The sequence below is a fragment of the Nioella sp. genome, assembly GCF_965215655.1.
Taxonomy (GTDB): domain Bacteria; phylum Pseudomonadota; class Alphaproteobacteria; order Rhodobacterales; family Rhodobacteraceae; genus Nioella.
Map to the genome: position 1 here is coordinate 1,790,854 of NZ_OZ244111.1, position 18,675 is coordinate 1,809,528.

21 protein-coding genes and 2 tRNA genes are annotated in these 18,675 nt (G+C 63.3%); 14 read left to right on the forward strand and 9 right to left on the reverse strand.

Going from position 1 to position 18,675, the window contains the following annotated elements:
• Positions 1 to 103 precede the first annotated feature (103 nt).
• The 4 genes from ACOOEX_RS09090 (at position 104) to ACOOEX_RS09105 (ending at position 2,485) form a co-directional block, all read left to right on the forward strand.
• On the forward strand, positions 104 to 1,066 hold the full coding sequence (locus ACOOEX_RS09090) for a pirin family protein (protein WP_420398098.1): 963 nt from the start codon (positions 104 to 106) through the stop codon (positions 1,064 to 1,066).
• A gap of 100 nt (positions 1,067 to 1,166) precedes the next feature.
• Positions 1,167 to 2,153, forward strand: a complete 987-nt coding sequence (locus ACOOEX_RS09095) for a DMT family transporter (protein WP_420398099.1) — start codon at positions 1,167 to 1,169, stop codon at positions 2,151 to 2,153.
• A 134-nt stretch (positions 2,154 to 2,287) separates the two neighbouring features.
• Positions 2,288 to 2,364 (forward strand) — tRNA-Asp (locus tag ACOOEX_RS09100).
• 44 nt (positions 2,365 to 2,408) lie between these two features.
• Positions 2,409 to 2,485: transfer RNA gene (locus tag ACOOEX_RS09105), tRNA-Asp, on the forward strand.
• A gap of 190 nt (positions 2,486 to 2,675) precedes the next feature.
• Here the strand turns inward: ACOOEX_RS09105 and mmsB are convergent.
• The 6 genes from mmsB to ACOOEX_RS09135 form a co-directional block, all read right to left on the reverse strand.
• The gene (mmsB, locus tag ACOOEX_RS09110) at positions 2,676 to 3,551 is read right to left on the reverse strand and encodes a 3-hydroxyisobutyrate dehydrogenase (RefSeq protein ID WP_420398100.1); all 876 of its coding nucleotides are present in this window, start codon (positions 3,549 to 3,551) and stop codon (positions 2,676 to 2,678) included.
• A 12-nt stretch (positions 3,552 to 3,563) separates the two neighbouring features.
• Positions 3,564 to 4,598: an enoyl-CoA hydratase/isomerase family protein gene (locus ACOOEX_RS09115; protein WP_420398101.1), complete on the reverse strand. Its 1,035-nt coding sequence runs from the start codon at positions 4,596 to 4,598 to the stop codon at positions 3,564 to 3,566.
• The gene (locus tag ACOOEX_RS09120) at positions 4,598 to 5,743 is read right to left on the reverse strand and encodes an acyl-CoA dehydrogenase family protein (protein WP_420398102.1); all 1,146 of its coding nucleotides are present in this window, start codon (positions 5,741 to 5,743) and stop codon (positions 4,598 to 4,600) included. The genes ACOOEX_RS09115 and ACOOEX_RS09120 overlap by 1 nt, the downstream gene beginning before the upstream one ends.
• Complete coding sequence (locus ACOOEX_RS09125) at positions 5,740 to 5,979, reverse strand: hypothetical protein (protein ID WP_420398103.1); 240 nt, start codon at positions 5,977 to 5,979, stop codon at positions 5,740 to 5,742. Before ACOOEX_RS09125 ends, ACOOEX_RS09120 begins: the two co-directional genes overlap by 4 nt.
• Before the next feature lie 84 nt (positions 5,980 to 6,063).
• Positions 6,064 to 7,197 carry a carboxylate-amine ligase gene (locus ACOOEX_RS09130; protein ID WP_420398104.1) on the reverse strand — a complete coding sequence of 378 codons (1,134 nt, stop codon included), beginning with the start codon at positions 7,195 to 7,197 and terminating at the stop codon, positions 6,064 to 6,066.
• Between the two features lie 105 nt (positions 7,198 to 7,302).
• Positions 7,303 to 7,632 carry a cupredoxin domain-containing protein gene (locus ACOOEX_RS09135; protein WP_420398105.1) on the reverse strand — a complete coding sequence of 110 codons (330 nt, stop codon included), beginning with the start codon at positions 7,630 to 7,632 and terminating at the stop codon, positions 7,303 to 7,305.
• Positions 7,633 to 7,795: 163 nt separating this feature from the next.
• Here ACOOEX_RS09135 and ACOOEX_RS09140 point away from each other — a divergent pair, with 163 nt between their 5' ends.
• Positions 7,796 to 7,978 carry a hypothetical protein gene (locus ACOOEX_RS09140; RefSeq protein ID WP_420398106.1) on the forward strand — a complete coding sequence of 61 codons (183 nt, stop codon included), beginning with the start codon at positions 7,796 to 7,798 and terminating at the stop codon, positions 7,976 to 7,978.
• A 137-nt stretch (positions 7,979 to 8,115) separates the two neighbouring features.
• The gene (locus ACOOEX_RS09145; protein WP_420398107.1) at positions 8,116 to 8,781 is read left to right on the forward strand and encodes a hypothetical protein; all 666 of its coding nucleotides are present in this window, start codon (positions 8,116 to 8,118) and stop codon (positions 8,779 to 8,781) included.
• Between the two features lie 66 nt (positions 8,782 to 8,847).
• Here ACOOEX_RS09145 and ACOOEX_RS09150 read toward each other — a convergent pair whose 3' ends face one another.
• Complete coding sequence (locus tag ACOOEX_RS09150) at positions 8,848 to 9,267, reverse strand: hypothetical protein (protein ID WP_420398108.1); 420 nt, start codon at positions 9,265 to 9,267, stop codon at positions 8,848 to 8,850.
• A gap of 192 nt (positions 9,268 to 9,459) precedes the next feature.
• Between ACOOEX_RS09150 and ACOOEX_RS09155 the strand changes: the two genes are divergently transcribed.
• On the forward strand, positions 9,460 to 9,981 hold the full coding sequence (locus ACOOEX_RS09155) for a hypothetical protein (RefSeq protein ID WP_420398109.1): 522 nt from the start codon (positions 9,460 to 9,462) through the stop codon (positions 9,979 to 9,981).
• Positions 9,982 to 10,038: 57 nt separating this feature from the next.
• On the opposite strand, the gene ACOOEX_RS09160 is transcribed toward ACOOEX_RS09155, so the two are convergent.
• On the reverse strand, positions 10,039 to 11,538 hold the full coding sequence (locus tag ACOOEX_RS09160; protein WP_071689831.1) for a CoA-acylating methylmalonate-semialdehyde dehydrogenase: 1,500 nt from the start codon (positions 11,536 to 11,538) through the stop codon (positions 10,039 to 10,041).
• 119 nt (positions 11,539 to 11,657) lie between these two features.
• Between ACOOEX_RS09160 and ACOOEX_RS09165 the strand changes: the two genes are divergently transcribed.
• The 7 genes from ACOOEX_RS09165 (at position 11,658) to ACOOEX_RS09195 (ending at position 18,017) form a co-directional block, all read left to right on the forward strand.
• The gene (locus tag ACOOEX_RS09165) at positions 11,658 to 12,557 is read left to right on the forward strand and encodes a LysR family transcriptional regulator (protein ID WP_420398110.1); all 900 of its coding nucleotides are present in this window, start codon (positions 11,658 to 11,660) and stop codon (positions 12,555 to 12,557) included.
• A 62-nt stretch (positions 12,558 to 12,619) separates the two neighbouring features.
• The gene (locus tag ACOOEX_RS09170; protein ID WP_420398111.1) at positions 12,620 to 13,054 is read left to right on the forward strand and encodes a CBS domain-containing protein; all 435 of its coding nucleotides are present in this window, start codon (positions 12,620 to 12,622) and stop codon (positions 13,052 to 13,054) included.
• Between the two features lie 106 nt (positions 13,055 to 13,160).
• Positions 13,161 to 13,658 (forward strand): pantetheine-phosphate adenylyltransferase, encoded by a 498-nt coding sequence (gene coaD, locus ACOOEX_RS09175; RefSeq protein ID WP_420398112.1) that lies wholly within the window; start codon positions 13,161 to 13,163, stop codon positions 13,656 to 13,658.
• Between the two features lie 162 nt (positions 13,659 to 13,820).
• Positions 13,821 to 14,327: a peptidylprolyl isomerase gene (locus ACOOEX_RS09180; RefSeq protein WP_420398113.1), complete on the forward strand. Its 507-nt coding sequence runs from the start codon at positions 13,821 to 13,823 to the stop codon at positions 14,325 to 14,327.
• Complete coding sequence (locus tag ACOOEX_RS09185) at positions 14,320 to 14,868, forward strand: peptidylprolyl isomerase (RefSeq protein ID WP_420398114.1); 549 nt, start codon at positions 14,320 to 14,322, stop codon at positions 14,866 to 14,868. Before ACOOEX_RS09180 ends, ACOOEX_RS09185 begins: the two co-directional genes overlap by 8 nt.
• Positions 14,869 to 15,119: 251 nt before the next feature.
• The gene (locus ACOOEX_RS09190) at positions 15,120 to 16,079 is read left to right on the forward strand and encodes a DUF3179 domain-containing protein (RefSeq protein WP_420398115.1); all 960 of its coding nucleotides are present in this window, start codon (positions 15,120 to 15,122) and stop codon (positions 16,077 to 16,079) included.
• A 114-nt stretch (positions 16,080 to 16,193) separates the two neighbouring features.
• The gene (locus ACOOEX_RS09195) at positions 16,194 to 18,017 is read left to right on the forward strand and encodes an ATP-binding cassette domain-containing protein (protein ID WP_420398116.1); all 1,824 of its coding nucleotides are present in this window, start codon (positions 16,194 to 16,196) and stop codon (positions 18,015 to 18,017) included.
• 167 nt (positions 18,018 to 18,184) lie between these two features.
• Here ACOOEX_RS09195 and ACOOEX_RS09200 read toward each other — a convergent pair whose 3' ends face one another.
• Positions 18,185 to 18,625 (reverse strand): DMT family transporter, encoded by a 441-nt coding sequence (locus tag ACOOEX_RS09200; RefSeq protein WP_420398117.1) that lies wholly within the window; start codon positions 18,623 to 18,625, stop codon positions 18,185 to 18,187.
• Positions 18,626 to 18,675: the final 50 nt, after the last annotated feature.

An 18,675-nucleotide genomic window follows, 5' to 3' on the forward strand; every position in this document is an offset into this window, starting at 1 on the left:
TCCTTCTGCGTTTGGGCACAGGTGCTGTTCGGTGCTCGGTGTTTTCTGAGTGTCCGTTCGCCCTAGCTTTTGTGCCACGCAACCCATTCAGGAGACGAAGGACATGAGCTGGAACCCCGCCCTCGACCCGCATTGCCCATTGGGTGATGGGGTCGATGCCATCGAGACATTGATCATCCCGCGCGCCCGCGACCTGGGTGGATTTGAAGTGCGTCGCGCGCTGCCAGCCCCCAAGCGGCAGATGGTTGGACCGTTCATCTTCTTCGACCAGATGGGCCCGGCCGAGATGCTGCCCACAAAGGGGCTAGACGTGCGCCCGCACCCGCATATCGGGCTGGCGACGATTTCCTATCTCTATCGGGGCCGGATGCATCACCGCGACAGCCTGGGCACCGATGGCTGGATCGAACCGGGGGATGTCAACCTGATGGTGGCAGGGCAGGGGATCACCCATTCCGAGCGGACCGATGACGAAACCCAGACCCTGCCCATGCCCTTCTTTGGCATCCAGACATGGATTGCCCTGCCCGAGGACCAGGAAGAGCGTGCACCGGAGTTTCATCACGCGGGCAAGGCCGATCTGCCGCTGCTGAAGGCCGAGGGCAAGGAGGTGCGCCTGATCCTTGGCTCCGCCTATGGCGAAACGGCGCCGGTGCCGGTCCCTTCCGAGATGTTCTATGCCGATGCGGTGCTGGAGCCGGGCGCGCAACTGCCCTTGCCCGATGATCATGAGGACAGGGGCGTTTATGTCGCCGAAGGCTCTGTGACACTGGCAGGCGACAGCCATGGCGCGGGCGAGATGATGGTCTTTCGCCCCGGTGACCGGCTGGCGCTGACGGCGGGACCGGCAGGGGCGCGGCTGGTACTGCTTGGCGGCGCAACGCTCAATGGCCCGCGCCATATCTGGTGGAATTTCGTCTCCTCCAGCAAGGAGAGAATCCTGGAGGCGAAGGAAGCATGGCGTAAGGCCGACTGGCAATCGGGTCCGTTCCACCTGCCCCCCGGCGATGACGCGGAGTTCATTCCCGCGCCGGATCGGGGGCCGCTTTGGGCGAAAACCGATTAAGGCCGCAGAGGGTTCTCAGGGCAGTGGTTTCGCGGTAGGGCTGGATCGAGCGCGGCGACATTCATCCTCGCCCGCGTCCGACCCAATGAAAGCAGACGAGATGCCCGGCCCTCCGCGCCCGACCGAGGAGACTCCGCCGCTTGCGATCCTCCTGATCCTGGCTGGCATGGTCTTCATCACCGTGAACGATTCCCTCATCAAGGCGCTTGGCGGGGACTACCCGTTGCACCAGATGGTCTTTGTGCGGTCCGCCATCGGGATCGTCTTTTCGCTGGTGATCCTGCAATTTGAGGGCGGTTTCCGCGAGTTGCGCACCGCGACGCCGGGGCTGCACCTGATGCGCGGGCTCTTCGTGGTGATCTCGAACATGCTGTACTTCGCGGCGCTGGCGGTGATGCCGCTGGCCGATGCGGTGGCGACCTTTTTCGTCGCGCCGCTGATCATCACGCTGCTGTCGGTCGTGGTTCTGGGCGAAAAGGTCGGCGTGCACAGGATCGCGGCGATCATCGTGGGCTTTGCGGGTGTTCTGGTCATGACCCGCCCCGGCATGGCGGGCGAAGACGCACCACAGCGCTGGACGCTTCTGCTGCCGGTCCTTGCGGCCACGGCTTATGCGGCGATGCAGGTGATGACGCGAAAACTGGGCGTCTATTCCAAAGCCTCGGCGCTGGCCGTCTATATCCAGGGTGTGTTCCTTGTTGTCAGCATCGGCTTCTACCTGGTGGCGGGCGATGGACGGTTTGCAGAAGGGGTGGAGGCGGAAAGCCTTGTCTTCCTGTTCAGGGCCTGGGTCTGGCCCACACCGGGCGATTGGCCGCTCTTCATTCTGCTTGGCTGCATGTCCGGCGCGATCGGATACCTTCTGTCGGCGGCCTACAAGATGGGCAACGCCGCGACGATATCCTCTTTTGAATATACGGCCCTGCCGCTGGCCATCGCCTCGGGCTGGCTGGTCTTCGGGGAGGTGCCAGACCTCTGGGTGCTGGCGGGCACCGTGTTGATCGCAGGGGCCGGGATCCATGTTTTCATGCGCGAAAGACAACGCCGCAGCCCGGTCGCCCCCCGCCGTCCGCTGAGGCGTGGATAGGCCCGCGCGGGGCGGTTGTGAAAAAAGTCGCCCGACAGGGATTTATGCGCAAAACCGCGCTTGACGGGGGGGCGCGGGGCACATAGAACCCGCTTCACGCCAAGGGGATCAACGCCCCGAGGCGGCAGCAGCGGGCGGTTGTAGCTCAGTTGGTTAGAGTACCGGCCTGTCACGCCGGGGGTCGCGGGTTCGAGCCCCGTCAACCGCGCCACCGCTGCCATATAGGGATGCAGATCCCAGCCGAAAGGCCCATGCGCGGTTGTAGCTCAGTTGGTTAGAGTACCGGCCTGTCACGCCGGGGGTCGCGGGTTCGAGCCCCGTCAACCGCGCCACTTTCCTCAATTTTTGGTGTTGTTGCCCTCACGGGCGGTGGCTGCGTACCACCTCAAACCCCCGCTTGCGCGGGGGCCTTCGTCGGCCCGCTGTCCGCTGAAGCGGACGGTTGGGTCGGGTGGAACCGGATGGAGGGAGACGGCTGTCCCGACGGCGTGACGCGCCATCCCTCTCCTGATCCGATCCCAGTCATTCGCCCCTGTGGCGTTTCTCGAAGCGGGGAAGCATGGCGGAGAAATCCATGCCCTTGCCGTCCTCGGCCTCTACGAATTGCGCATAGAGCGCCGCTGCTGCCTGGCCCATGGGCGTGTCTGCGTCGGCTGCTTCGGCTGCGGCCTGGGATAGGCGCAGATCCTTCAGCATCAGCTCCGCCGCGAAACCGGGCTTGTAGCCATTGTCTGCGGGGCTTTGCGGGCCAACACCCGGCGCCGGGCAATAGGCGTTCATGGTCCAGCTGTAGCCCGAGGAGGTGCTGACAACATCGAACATCTTGTCGCGGGCGAGCCCCAGCTTGTCGGCCAGCGCGAAGGCCTCGCAGGTGGCGATCATCGTCACGCCCAGGATCATGTTGTTGCAGATCTTGGCGGCCTGACCATTGCCCGCGGGCCCGCAATGCACCGCTTTCTGGCCCATGATGTCGAAAAGCGGTTTCGCGGTGGCGAAGGCCGCGTCGCTGCCGCCCACCATGAAGGTGAGCGTCCCCGCCGCAGCCCCGCCGACACCACCCGACACGGGCGCGTCGAGAAAGCCAAGCCCCGCCGCCTCGCACTGGCCTGCCACGTCGCGGGCGGCATCGACCTCGACGGTGGAGCAATCGAGCAGCACCGCGCCCTTGGCCATGGCCGGGATCACATCGGCGGCTACCGCCTTGAGGATCGCGCCATTGGGCAGCATGGTGATGACCACGTCCTGGCCCGTGGCGGCCTCGGCCGCGCTGGCGGCCATGGTGACGCCCTCTGGTGCAGGAGCAGCGAGGTCGAAGCCCGTCACCGCGTGGCCCGCCGCCACCAGATTGGCGGCCATGGGGCTGCCCATATTGCCAAGGCCGATGAATCCGATCTTCATGATATCTCTCCTTCAGAGGGTCAGGGCATCTGCCCCGAGGGGCCGGAACATGGCGGACACCTCGGCGGGGGGCACCGCGCCCGGCCCGGCATGGCGCCAGTTCGGCGCGTTGTCCTTGTCGATGATGAGGGCGCGGATGCCTTCTAGGAAATCGCCCTTCTCCATGGAGCGCGCGGTAAAGCGGTATTCCATGTCGAGCGCGCCTTCGATTGTGTCTTTCATGCGGGTGCGGTGGATCAACTCCACCGCGCAAGCCATTGAAATAGGGGAATTACCCTCCATCGCCTTCAGGGCGCTTCGGGCGAAGTCGCTATCGGTCGCCGTCAGCAGATTGACGATATCGCGCAGAGCTTCTCCGCCGAAAAGATCATCTATCTCAGCCTGTTGCGCGGCGATCTTAGAGTCCGGGGCGGGCAGGGCGCTGCGATCCACGGCCTCCCAATCGCCGGTTTCCGCAAGCGTCTCGATCAGTGACGCCCAGTGCACGCGCGGGATGTAATAATCGGCAAAGCCCGCATGGATCGCATCGCCCGGCCCCATCCGGGCCGAAGTGACGCCGAGATATTCGCCCAAGCGCCCCGGCGCGCGGGCGAGGATCAGGGACCCGCCCACATCCGGCACCAGCCCCACTTTGGTTTCGGGCATAGCAATGCGGCTGTCGTCACAGACGATACGGTGCGAGCCGTGGCAGCCGACTCCGACACCGCCGCCCATGACGAAGCCATGCAGGAAGGTGACGACGGGTTTGGGGAAATTGAACAGGGCCGCGTTCATGCGGTATTCGTCCTGCCAGAAGCGGCGGCCATAGCTGTAATCGCCCGCGCTGCCGGTCGCATACATCTCGGCCAGATCGCCCCCCGCGCAGAAGGCTTTCTCGCAGGGCAGCCCGTCGATGATCAGCAGCTTGACCACCGGGTCATCCGCCCAGGCAATCAGCGCCTTCTCGATCTCCAGGCACATGTCCCAGGTGAGTGCGTTCAGCGCTTTGGGGCGATTGAGCGTGATCCGGCCCGTTCGGCCCTCGATGCGGCAGGTGATATCCGACATTAACCGCGCTCCGCAAGCATCTGACGGGAAACGATAAGTCGCATGATCTCATTCGTGCCTTCGAGGATCTGATGCACCCGCAGGTCGCGCACGATCTTTTCGATCCCGTAATCGGCAAGATAGCCATAGCCGCCATGCAGTTGCAGGCAGGTATTGGCCACGTCGAAGCTGGCATCGGTCACATACATCTTGGCCATGGCGCAGAACTTGGTGGCGTCATGGGCCTTGTTGTCGAGCTTCCACGCCGCCTGGCGCAGGAAGGTGCGGGCGGATTGCAGCTTGACCTCCATCTCGGCCAGCTTGAATTGCAGCGCCTGGAAGCTGTCGATGGTCCGCCCGAAGGCCTTGCGTTCGCCCATATAGGCCAGCGTCAGGTCGAGCGCCCTCTGCGCGCCGCCAAGGGCGCTTGCCGCGATGTTCAGCCGCCCGCCATCGAGACCTGCCATGGCGTAGGTAAACCCTTTGCCCTCCTCACCAATCAGGTTTTCGCTAGGCACCTTGCAATCGTCAAACTGGACCTGCGCCGTGGGTTGGGCGAGCCAGCCCATTTTCTTTTCCAGCGCCCCGAAGGAAAGCCCCTCGGCCCCGTCCTCGACCACCACTGTGGAAATGCCCTTGGGCCCATCTTCGCCGGTGCGGACCATCGTCACGTAAGCGTCAGAATAGGAGCCACCCGAGATGAAGGCCTTGGTGCCATTCAGCGTATAGCCCTCATTCGTCCGCTCCGCGCGTGTGCGCAGCGCAGCGGCGTCCGACCCGGATCCCGGCTCAGTCAGGCAGTAGGAAAACACCTTCTCCATGCTGCACAGGTCCGGCAGCCAGCGCGCCTTGGTCTCGTCCGAGCCGAACTTGTCGATCATTCCGCCGCACATGTTATGGATCGACAGGAAGCTGCCGACGGCGGGGCAGGACATGGCCAGCGCCTCGAAGACGAGCGTCGCATCCAGCCGCGACAGCCCCGATCCTCCGTACTCCTCAGACACGTAAAGCCCGCCGAAGCCAAGTTCGGCGACCCGCGGCCACAGGTCCTTGGGGATCGTGCCCGCCGCTTCCCATTCCATCGCGAAGGGGGCGATATGCTCCTCTCCAAAGGCTTTCGCCATGTCGAAGATCATCACCTGTTCGTCGGTCAGTTCGAAATTCATGTGTTCATCCACCTCAGGACTTCGATAATCAGGGCCCAGAGGATCATCCAGGCCAGCGCCGCCCCGATCGGCAGCAGTCGCAACCAGAAATACTGTCGCCATGCTTTCAGGCCGAACGGGTCTTTCAGCGTCTTCCAGTCCCGCAGCGCCTGCCGGTAGCCGGGGTTGCGCCGGACGACGACATAGGCCGTGCCTATTCCGACAACGAAGGTAGAGATGACAACGAAGAGACCCAAGGGCAATTGGCGGCAATCCTCCCAGAATTGAACACTTGTTTAATTACCAAATCTTGCAAGAGTTTTGCAAGGAGATGCGTGGCGTCATAAATCCGCGTGAAATTCCTCGATCAGGTGGCGCACCACGTCGCGCATGGCCTCGTCTTGGGGTTTTCCAGCGGCTTCAGACGCGGCCAGAACCGCGCGCTGCCGATCAGACGAGGTGCCGCGTGAAACCATGTCTCGGGCGCGCTCCAGCTCGGCGGTGCAGCCAAGATAGGCGGCGTCCTCTGTGGTCAGTTCAATGATGTCCTCGATCAGGTCGGCCATCGGCAGAATCTCCCGCTTTCCGAAGTCTATGAGCCCCTCCGACGTGCCATAGCGCTGCGCGCGCCAGCGGTTTTCCTCGATCAGGAAGGCATCATAAAGCCGCCAGCGCTGGTTGAGGCCGCGCAGGCGGAAAAGCATGCGGGACAGGCTCTGGATCATCGCGGCCAGCGTCAGCGTGTCCTCCAGCCGCGGGTTCACGTCGCAGATGCGGGTTTCCAACGTCGGGAAGCGCGCGGAGGGGCGCAGGTCCCACCAGATCTTGGAGCTGTCCTCGATGATGCCGAGAACGACCAGCACATCAACGGTGCGTTCGTAATCGGCGAAGGAGGGGAAAGAGGGTGGCAGCCCGGTGCGCGGCAGGTTGTCGAAGACGGTCAGCCGGTAGGAGGCCAGTTTGGTATCTCGCCCCTGCCAGAAGGGGGAAGACGCTGACAGCGCCAGCAGGTGCGGCAGGAAATACGATAGCTGCCCCATCAGGTCATTGCGCAGGCCATCGGTGCCAAGCCCCACATGCACATGCATCCCGCAAATGAGCATCCGGTTGACGACGCCACCCAGATCGCGGGCCAAGGCATTGTAGCGGTCCTTGTCGGTGTGGTGCTGGTTCTTCCAATCGGCAAACGGGTGGCATGAGACGGCAATCGGGGCGAGCCCGTAGGCATCCGCCACGCGGGACACGGTGGAGCGCAGCCGTTTCAGATCCTCGCGCGCCTCGGAGATATCGGCACAGACGCGGGTGCCAATCTCGATCTGGCATTGCAGGAATTCCGGGCTGACCTGACCTTCCAACTCGTTGACGCAGGCCTCCATCAACTCCTTGGGGGCCTCGACCAGATCGCAACTGGTCTGATCGACCAACAGGTACTCTTCCTCGATCCCGAGCGAAAAGGGGGGCTCTTTCTGGGCCATGATGTCCTCCACCGTTTGCATCAGCAAAACCCGAGACCGGCCATTTGCCAAGAAAAAAGCCCCGACGCGGGGTCGGGGCTTTCGGTCTCGGCAGAAGAACCGGGGTCAGGCGACGGTGATCGTTCCGGTCATGCTGGGGTGGAACGCGCATTTGAACGGGAAGCTGCCGGCGGCGGTCAGCGTGATTTCCCCGGATTGCCCCCGGTTCAGGCGACCGGTGTCAAAGCTGCCGTCATCGGCGGTCAGCGTGTGGGGGGCGCCGTCATTATTGGTGACGGTGATCGTATCTCCGACGGCGGCCGTCAGTTCGGCGGGCGAAAAGGCAAAGCCTTCGATCGAGATAGAATGGGTGGCGGCCTGCGACCGGCCTGCGATCAGTGCGAACGGGGTTGCCAGAAGCGCGGCGAGCGTCGTGCGGCGGGTGAGGGTGGGCATGGGTAATCTCCTGTTGGCGAATGCAGTCAGCGTTGCAGGCCGCGACGGCTAAAGCAACCTTTGGTTGCGAAAACGACCGGGCTTTGAACAAAGTTCTGAACCGGGGGCGGGGGTGGGACGACAGACAGGCATACCCTTTGGAAAGACCAGACAGGACGGACCCATGACCAAAACCCTTGCCATTGCCCTCAGCCTCACTGCCCTTCTTGCTGGCGCCGCTCAGGCCGATCAGGTGACCGGCCGCAGTACCGGCCTGATTGCCCAGATTGACGGATTTGCCTCGGAAGGCGGCCTCGGCACCACCCGCGGCGGCGGTGACGGTGGTCGTGGAACGACGACCCGCTGAACCCACCCCCCCTCATTTCAGCACGTTTCGGCCCGCCTGGTTTCAGGCGGGTCTTTTCGTTGACAGGGCGCGTTCGGCAGGCAATCCTGAAACCCATTCAGACGGTTCAATTTCAAGCTAAAGCCAGGAGCATTCTCATGAAAAGACGAAGCTTTCTTTCTCTCGCACTGACGTCAATGGGCGCGCTCGGCGTGCCGCTCTCGGCGCGGGTTTTCGCGCAGGAGACCAACGGAGTCTCGCCCATTGGTATCGCGGTCGCGGACAGTCCGCGCGGACGGATCGTGACGCGCGTCTATCCCGGCAACCGGCGTCGAGAGGTCGTGATCATGCTGCGGACTGCTGAAGGGGACGAGTTTCGCCGCATGACCCTGCCGCAGGGAATTGTCCGGCTTTCGCGCCGCTTCCTGCAGGAAGGCACGATGCCGCTGCGCGTGGTGGACGTGAACGAAGACAGTGTCGATCTCGATTTCAGGCTGTCCGGTCAGGCCCCCAATATCTCGTTCGATTACCGCGTCGGAAACATCAGCGGATCGGGTCAGGCCGCCGGCGATGACGATGACGACGATGGCGGCACCCAGGCGCTTGGCTTCTGGGGGTTCATGCTGGCGGTTTTCGCAATGGCCTTCGCCCTTGCCGCCTATGCCATTCACGAGGGCGCATCGCTGAAACTCAGGTTCCGCTGCGATTCCGGGTTCGAGCCGGGATGTGAGGGTGAAATTCAGGTCGGCAATCCAATGGAGGATGATGGCGACAACTTCATCGCCGATGAATCCTGCGAAGGTCTGCCTCCCCTTCCATGCTGATGTGACGGGCCTGAGGGAAAGCCCTGCACGCGCGGCGTTTTCCTGCGGACAATCCGGGCTGCAGACCTAACGGGCGGTCTGCAGCAATTCCTCGAAGCTCCGCTCTGGCTGGCCCAGCAATTGCAGGGATTCGCGCTCATCTTGCTGGATCAGGGGAATGACAGACCCGGACGGTTCCCAGGACCGGATAACGGACTCGGCCAGTTCCATCGAGACACTGGTCGGGGCGTAGTAGACCAGCAGGGTCTGAACGTCATGCCCAAGGAACACGTCCGCCTTGCGCGCCTGCAGGGCAAAGAGTTTGACGTAGTTGGTCTCTATCCCGGTGACGTCCGAAAGGTCCACCAGTTGCTTCTGCCCCGGTCGGAAATCGGGATGGGTGGCGTATTGGCCGAAGACCTCAAGGCTTTCATCCAGCCGCGCGAAGCCTGTGTAGCGCACGTAAACGAGCCCGCGTTCGGGAAAGATCTTGAAGCTGACCGGCATCCGTTGCCTCTTTCGAACCAAGGGGTTGCGGGATCATACTCAAGTCAATTGGTGCAAATCCAGTCGCAATTTGCCGCCGTTTCACCTGATCAGGGCACCGGATGTCCCGATTGGGCCAGATGAGCTATCATGCCACCGGGAGCGGTTCGTTCCCATTTCTCTATTCGATTATGAAAACCCGGAGATTTGATCATGCAGCGCAGAGCATTGCTCGCTGGCCTTGCCAGCCTTCCCATCCTTCGCTCCATTCCGGCTATGGCCGATACCGCCTCCCCGATCATCCAGGTCGCTGCCGCCCCGCGCGGGCGTGCCAGCATCAGCCCGGTACAGGGTGAGGGCTTCCTGCTGGAGGTCAGCGGGTTCAATATCGGCATGCCGCCCATGGCACAGTTCAACATCGGGATGCCACCCGCCTCGCAACTGGGCAATTTCGAGATCCAGCGTCTGAGGGGGCAAAGGATCACGGTCCAGATCGGCAGTAACCTGGGCAATTTTGAAATTCAGGACTTGATGTCATCGCGCTGGAGCTGGGGTGAAACCGCCAGCGGCAGCCTCAGCATTGAGATGACCAGCCGCCATCCGGCCAGCGGGTTCCTTGTCCTCGTGGCCAGTGCCGCGGCGGTCTTTGGCGCAGAAGGATTGGGGCGCGGCGGGCGAGGCCAGGTCACCGTGGGGCCCACCACAACCGGGTTCCTGTTGGAGGTCTCGGGCTGACACAGCAAAAGGCCCGGCGAAACACCGGGCCTTCTGATTGTTCCTGGGCGGTTGGGATCAGTCCATCGCCTTGAAGTTGAACTCGCCGCCTTCCTTGATTCCAGAGGGCCAGCGCGAGGTGATGGTTTTGGTCCGCGTGTAGAAGCGGAACCCGTCCGGCCCGTGCTGGTTCAGGTCGCCAAAGCCCGACTTCTTCCAGCCGCCGAAGGTGTGATAGGCCAGCGGCACCGGGATCGGAACGTTGATGCCCACCATGCCGATATTGATCCGGTTGGCGAAGTCCCGCGCGGTGTCGCCATCACGGGTGAAGATCGCGGTGCCGTTGCCATATTCGTGGCTCAGCGCCAGGCCGATCGCCTCTTCGTAGCTGCCCGCACGGACCGTGGACAGGACCGGGCCGAAGATCTCGGTCTTGTAGATGTCCATATCGGGCGTCACGCGGTCAAAGAGGTGCGGGCCGACAAAGAACCCGTCCTCATAGCCTTGCAGGCTGAAGCCACGACCATCCACGACCAGTTCCGCACCCTGATCGACGCCGGACTGCACCAGACGTTCGATATTGGCCTTGGCGGCGGCGGTCACAACGGGGCCGTAATCCACATCGTCACCAGCGGTGTAGGGGCCGACCTTCAGCTTTTCGATGCGCGGCACCAGCTTTTCGATCAGCCGGTCGGCGGTTTCTTCGCCAACGGGAACGGCCACGGAAATCGCCATGCAGCGTTCGCCCGCCGCGCCGTAACCTGCACCGACCAACGCGTCGGCAGCCTGATCGAGATCGGCATCGGGCATGATGATCATGTGGTTCTTGGCACCACCGAAGCACTGCGCGCGCTTTCCGGATGCGGCGGCGCGCTCGTAGATATACTGCGCGATCGGGGTGGAGCCCACGAAGCCAACGGCCTGGATCACTTCGCTATCCAGGATGCCATCCACGGCTTCCTTGTCGCCGTTCACGACTTGCAGCACACCATCGGGCAGGCCCGCTTCCTGGCACAGTTCCGCCAGCATCAGCGGGACAGAGGGGTCACGCTCGGATGGCTTCAGGATCATCGCGTTGCCGGAGGACAGGGCAGGACCCATCTTCCACAGCGGGATCATGGCGGGGAAGTTGAACGGGGTGATGCCCGCCACCACGCCAAGCGGCTGGCGCATGGAATACATGTCGATGCCCGGGCCGGCGCTGTCGGTGAACTCACCCTTCAGCATCTGCGGCGCGCCGATGCAAAACTCGATCACTTCCAGACCACGCTGCACGTCGCCCTTGGCGTCGGGGAAGGTCTTGCCATGCTCGCGGCTCAGCGCTTCGGCCAGCTTATCCATGTCGCGGTTCAGCAGGCTGACGAGCTTCATCATCACACGCGCGCGGCGCTGCGGGTTGGTGGCGCCCCAGGCTTTCTGCGCCTCGGCGGCGTCGGCAATAGCGCTGTCCAGCTCCGCCTTGGAAGCCAGCGCCACCTTGGCCTGCACCTCGCCCGTGGCCGGGTTGTAGACATCGGCAAAGCGGCCCGACGTGCCCGCCACGCGCTTGCCGTTGATCCAGTGACCGAGTTCTTCCATGGAACCTCTCCTCATCTCCAAATGCGTTGCGCGCAGCATAGTCTTGCATTCCTGCGTTACAAAGGGGCAGGTTCTCAAAATCATTTTGCATTTCTGCAAGATGGGGGTAAACCCCTGTCATGACACAGAACTGGGACGATCTGCGGGTGTTTCTGGCGGTGGCACGGGCCGAAAGCCTGAGCCGGGCCGGGCAGGAATTGCGAATGGACCCCGCGACGGTCGGTAGGCGGATTGCCCGGCTGGAGTCGTCTCTGGGCGCCATCCTCTTCGCCAAATCCCCGCAAGGCTACGCGCTGACCGAGGCAGGTGAGCGGATGCTGGAGCCATTGGAGGCCGCAGAGGCCGCGCTCAATGCAGGGCAGGGCGCGGTGACCGGGACCGATGAGGGGCTGTCGGGCACCATTCGCATTGGCGCGCCGGACGGGTCGGCCAATTTCCTGCTGCCACAGGTCTGCGCGCAGATCCGCGAACAGAACCCCGATCTGGAGCTTCAGATCCTCGCGCTGCCCCGCGTCGTGAACCTGTCCAAGCGAGAGGCGGATATGGCCATCACCGTCAGCCCGCCCCAGACCGGGCGGCTCACGGTGCAGAAAGTGGCCGATTATCACCTGCATCTTGCCGCCCCGAGGGAGATCGCAGGCGAGATCCGCAACCTGTCCGACATCCGGGACCGGCCGGTGATCGGCTACATTCAGGACATGATCTTCGATCAGGAACTGGATTACCTGTCCGCGATCGGGGCCAAGAGGGTCGACCTTGCCTCGAACTCCTTTTCCGTTCAGCTCATGCTGATGCGCACCCGGCGCGGCATCGGCATCGCCCATGACTTCGCCATGCCCTTCGCGCCGGAACTGAGGCTGGTCCTGCGCGATCATGTCTCGCTGACGCGAACCTTCTACCTCGTGCGTCACGCCTCCGACCGGGGGTCCGAACGGCTCAACCGCTTTGCACAGGCGCTGGTGACCGGCATGCGCGCTGAAATCGCGCGTTTGGAGGATCTGGCCCGTCAGGACGCTTGACATGCCCCAAGGTTAGGGGGGACGCTGGAGAAAACCACAAGCCACGAAAAATGGAGGCCGCGATGCTGGTGCAGCAAATTCTCAAGTCCAAACCGGATCAGGGGGTTGTCACGATCAAACCGGGATCGACGATCGGGGACGCGGCTGAATTGCTTTCGGGCAAGCGGATCGGGACCGTGGTGGTGTCGCCCGACGGCAAGTCGCTCTCCGGTATCCTGTCCGAACGCGATATCGTGCGCGAGCTTGGCAAGCGCGGCGTGGCCTGCATGACCGACAGCGTTGACGATGTGATGACCTCCGAGATCATCACCTGCACCGCCTCCGACAGTTCTGACGCGGTTCTGGGCAAGATGACCCAGGGCCGGTTCCGGCACATGCCGGTGATGGAGGGCGACGCCATGATCGGGCTGATTTCCATCGGTGACGTGGTCAAGGCGCAGTTGGCAGAGCTTGCCATGGAGAAGGAAGCGCTGGAAGGCATGATCAAGGGGTTCTGACCCCAATTGCCGCAGGTGCGAAGGCAACAACCCCGAAAGGGTTGCAATGCATCGCGCAATATTGTTGCGTGCGGCCAAGACATTGCGGGATGGAAAGGGACCACCCATGCGCATCGGCCTCTATCCGGGAACATTCGATCCGATCACGCTCGGCCATATCGACATCATTCGGCGGGCCTGTTCGCTGGTTGACCGGCTGGTGATCGGGATCGCCATTAACCGCGACAAGGGGCCTCTGTTCTCGCTGGAGGAACGGCTGGAGATGGTGCAGGCGGAATGCGCCAAGCTCTCCGACAAGACCGGAACCGAGATTGTCGCCCATCCGTTCGAGAACCTTCTGATCGACTGCGCCCGCGATGTCGGCGCAACGCTGATCGTGCGCGGCCTGCGCGCCGTTGCCGATTTCGAGTATGAATTTCAAATGGTTGGCATGAATCGCAAGATGGATGCCTCAATCGAAACCGTATTCCTGATGGCCGATGCCCAGCATCAGGCGATTGCGTCGAAACTGGTGAAGGAGATTGCGCGACTGGATGGGGACATCACCCATTTCGTGCCTCCGGCGGTCAAACAGGCGGTCCTTTCAAAATACGGAAAGCTCTGAGCGGGGTGCCAAAGCCGCTTCGAAGCGGCTTGCCGGAAGCGCCTTCGAAGGCGCTCGATAAAGGGTTTTGAAAACCCTTCCTACAAGGCGCTTCGAAGCGCCTTGCCGCCCGGCCCTCACGTCTCTAAGGTCACGCCCGACCCGAGACATGAGGAGAGCCAGATGGCCGAGATCAAAGACCCCGAAAACACCATCATCATCGAACTGAAAGATGGCCCCGTCACCATCGAGCTGCTGCCCGACGTGGCCCCGCAGCACTGCGCCCGCATGAAGGAGCTGGCCCGCGAAGGCGCCTATGACGGTGTCGTCTTTCACCGCGTGATCGAGGGCTTCATGGCCCAGACAGGCGATGTGGCCCATGGCAATGCCGACAAGGGCCTGAACATCCGTGCCGCCGGCACCGGCGGATCGGACAAGCCCAATGTTCCAGCCGAGTTCTCCAAGCTGCCCCATGATCGCGGCACCATTGGTGCGGCCCGGTCGCAGAATCCGAACTCCGCCAACTCGCAGTTCTTCATCAACTTCAAGGACAACCATTTCCTGAATGGCCAGTACACGGTCTATGGTCGTGTGGTGTCGGGGATGGAGCATGTGGACAAGATCACCCGCGGCGAGCCGCCCGCGAGCCCTGACAAGATGATCTCCATGAAAGTTGCCGCCGATGCGTAGGCTGGCGCTTGCCTTCATGCTGATGGCCGCCCCCGCGGCGGCCACCACGCTGGAGATCGACGTGACCGGAGAGGCCCAAGGCACCATCGTCATCGACCTCTTCGAACAGGTCGCGCCGCTGCATGTGGAACGCATCACGACACTGGCCGAAGAAGGCGCCTATGACGAGGTCGTCTTTCACCGGGTGATCGACGGATTCATGGCGCAGACCGGCGACGTGGAATATGGCCGTCTGGGTCAGGACATGCGCTATGCGGGGCGGGGCGGCTCGGACTACCCCGATCTTGTGGCGGAATTCGATCCCGAACTCAGCTTCGAGCGCGGCATTGTCGGGATGGCCCGTGCGCAGGATCCGGACTCGGCCAATTCGCAGTTCTTCATCATGTTCGACCATGTGCCGCAGCTTGACGGGCAATATACCATCGTCGGTCAGGTGATCGAAGGGATGGAGATCGTGGACGCGATCAAGCGCGGTACGGGCCGCAATGGCGCCGTGATCGGCCAGCCGGACTATATCACCGCGATGCGCGTGATTGACTGATCGCTGCACATCACTGCGCGTTTCGGGCCTCTGCCATCCCGGCGGAGGCCCTTATCGTTTTGGCAGATCGGGCCGGAAGGATGCAGGCAGGAAGCCTGTGCAGCCGGTGGCTGACATGGATCAGTAAGACAACATTCGGGTCGGGGCCGCGATTTGTCGGGAATTGAGGTCTCACCGCCCATAACCATTGCGTGAGTGGGGCTGTGCAGCCGGGCCATTGTCTGCCAGCCTACCGATCAGGAGGATCTCCCATGCGCCTGATCACTGTACTGCTTGCCCTCTGCATCGCCTTGCCCGCCGCCGCCAACCCCGACCGCTGGCGGGGTGAATGGCCCAATACCGATTTCACCCGGACAGCCGTGGCCTTCGACGAAATCCTATCCGGCGGTCCGCCCCGCGACGGTATCCCGGCCATCGACGATCCGGTTTTCATCCCCGTCAGCGAGGAAACCCGCCTGCGCCCGACCGAGCCGGTGATCGCGGTGGAATTCGACGGCGTCCCCCCACGTGCCTACCCGATCCGCTATCTCACCTGGCATGAGATCGTGAACGACGTGGTGGGCGATATTCCTGTCGCCGTCACCTTCTGCCCGCTCTGCAATTCCGCCATTACCTTCGACCGTCGCGTGGGCGGGGACGTTCTGACCTTTGGGGTTTCGGGCAAGTTGCGACATTCGGACATGATCATGTTCGACCGGGAAACCGAAAGCTGGTGGCAGCAAGCCATCGGCGAGGGGATAGTTGGCGCGCATATGGGCAGCGAACTGACGACCTTGCCCACATGGATGGAAAGCTGGGAGGATTTCCAGGCCCGCAACCCCGAGGGCCTTGTGATGGATGAACCGGACGCCCCGCGACCCTACGGTCAGAACCCCTATGTGCGCTACGACAGCTCGGTCCAGCCGTTTCTCTATAATGGTGAGATGCCGCCCCATGACATCCCGCCGCTTGTTCGCGTGGTCCGTGTCGGTGACCGGGCCTGGCCGATGACGCGCCTGGCCGCAGAAGGCGAGATCACCGAGGCGGGAGTGACCATCAGCTGGACCGCCGGCCAGTCCTCGGCGCTTGACACGCGCGATATCGGCGACGGCCGCGACGTGGGCAACATCCGGGTGCGCGACGGGCAGGGCAGGGACGTGGTGCACGATCTGATGTTCGCCTTCGCCTTTCATGCCTTCTGGCCGGAGGGGGAATGGATGCTGGGCGAGTGAGGCGGGACGGGGACAAGGCGCTTCGAAGCACCTTTTGACAAGCGGCTTCGAAGCCGCTTCCCCCCGGCCGCACTCCCTGCTTGACCTCGCGTTCCCGCAGCGCTAGCGGAGGCCATGGCACGCGCACCCCTTCTCCAGCTCAATGACATCTCGCTGACCTTCGGGGGCGACCCTGTGTTCGACGACCTGTCGCTTGTCGTCCATGAAGGCGACCGGGTCGCCCTGGTGGGCCGCAACGGATCGGGCAAATCGACCCTGATGAAGGTCATGGCGGGGCTGGTCGAGGCCGATTCCGGCAGCCGCATCCTGCCGCCCGGAATATCCGTGGGCTATATGGAACAGGACCCCGATTTCGCGGGCTTCGCGACGCTTGGCGACTACGCGCAATCCGGGCTGGACCCCGCCGATTCGTGGAAGGTGGAGGCCGCTGCCGAGGGGCTGAAACTGCGCCTCGATGCCGCCCCCGATGCGGCCTCCGGCGGTGAACGCCGCCGCGCCGCCCTGGCCAAGCTGCTGGCAGAAGCCCCGGAACTGATGCTGCTGGACGAGCCCACCAATCACCTCGATATCGAGGCGATTGGCTGGCTGGAATCGCAATTGAAGGACACCCGCGCGGGATATGTGCTGATCTCCCATGACCGGGCATTCCTGAACGCACTGACCCGCGCGACTCTGTGGATCGACCGGGGGCAGGTTCGGCGCAACGAACAGGGTTTTGCCGGGTTCGAGGATTGGCGCGACAAGGTCTGGGAAGAGGAAGACCAATACCGCCACAAGCTTAACCGCAAGATCAAGGCCGAGGCCCGTTGGGCCGTGGAGGGCATCAGCGCCCGGCGCAAGCGCAATATGGGCCGGGTCCGGGCGCTTGGCGATCTGCGCGCCGAACGCGCCGGCATGATCCGCCGCCAGGGCACCGCCGCCATGGCGCTGGAGGAAGGCACCAAATCCGGCAAGCGGGTGATCGAGGCGAAGGGCATCTCCAAATCCTTCGATGGCAAGACCATCTTCAAACCCTTCGACCTGCGCATCCTGCGCGGCGACCGGGTGGCCTTTGTCGGCCCCAACGGGGTCGGCAAGACGACGCTTCTCAAGGTGCTGACCGGCGAAATCGCGCCCGATTCCGGCATTGTCACCCATGGCACCAATCTGGAGATGGCGGTCTTCGACCAGACCCGCGCGGCACTCGATCCGAATGCGACGCTGTGGGATGCGCTGGCGCTCGATCCCTCGATGGCCGTCTCGGGGGCCTCCGATCAGGTGATGGTGCGTGGCGCGCCGCGCCATGTGGTGGGCTATCTCAAGGATTTCCTGTTTGACGAGCGCCAGGCCCGCGCGCCGGTGCGCTCGCTCTCGGGCGGAGAAAAGGCGCGGCTTCTGCTCGCGCGGCTGATGGCGCGGGAATCGAATGTCCTGGTGCTGGACGAACCCACCAACGATCTGGACGTGGAGACGCTCGATCTGTTGCAGGATCTTCTGGGGGACTATCCCGGCACGGTCCTGTTGGTGAGCCACGACCGGGACTTCATCGACCGGGTGGCCTCGACCACCATCGCGATGGAAGGCGACGGGTTGGCCACGGTCTATGCTGGCGGCTGGTCCGACTACCGCGCGCAGCGGGCCGAGACCGTGCCCACGCGGGAGGCGGAAAAAACGGGGAGACCGAAAGCCCCTGCAAGCGCGCCCCGGGAAAAGCCCGCTGGCAAGACCGGGGGCGGATTGTCCTACACGGAATCGCATCGCCTGAAGGAACTGCCCGGCCTGATCGAGCGGCTGGAAGCGGAGATTGCCAAGCTGGAAGAGCTGATGTCGGATCCCGAGCTGTTCACCCGAGAGCCGGTGAAATTCCGCAAGGCCAGCGAGGCCCTGGCCGAACGGCAGGGCAAGCTGTCCGCGGCCGAGGACGAGTGGCTGATGCTGGAAGACAAGGCCAGCGGCTAGACGCGTCCGAGCCACCGGCGCAGGAATTTTCCTAGAAGAAAACTGGGGGCGCTGCCCCCGTCGCTACGCTCCTCCCCCGAGGTATTTTTGCCAAGATGAAAGCGGATTTTCGTCTGTACGCCCGGTGTACAGGGGGTGCACGGGGGGTGTACGGGGGGCACCCCCCCTTATCTGGCCGCCATCTGGGTCAGGGCGACGCCCGCCGCCATGACCAGAATCCCGCCCGCACGCATGAGGGTGAGCGGGGATTGCGCCGCGCCGAACAGGGCGAAATGGTCGATCATGGCCGCCGAGACGAGCTGGCCCAAAAGCACGAAAAAGACCGCGTTTCCGACCCCGAAATGAGGGGCCACATAGGTGATGGACAGCACGTAGAAGGCCACCAGAAACCCCGCAAGAAACAGGTGCCAGGGTTGGCCCGACAATCGGGTCAGCGCCTGTGGCCCGGTCACCAGCATGACCACGCAAGTCGCTGAAATCGCGACGATAAACAGGATGAAGGCGGCAGCGGCAGGGGATCCGATATTGGCCCCGAGCCGGGCGTTCAGCGCGGCCAGAACCGGAATGCCGATGCCCGCGGCCAGCATGATCAGCGCGTGTTGGGTCATGTCTTTGCTCTCCATCATCCGGCGCGCAGGCTGCTGCGGATCGGGGAGAA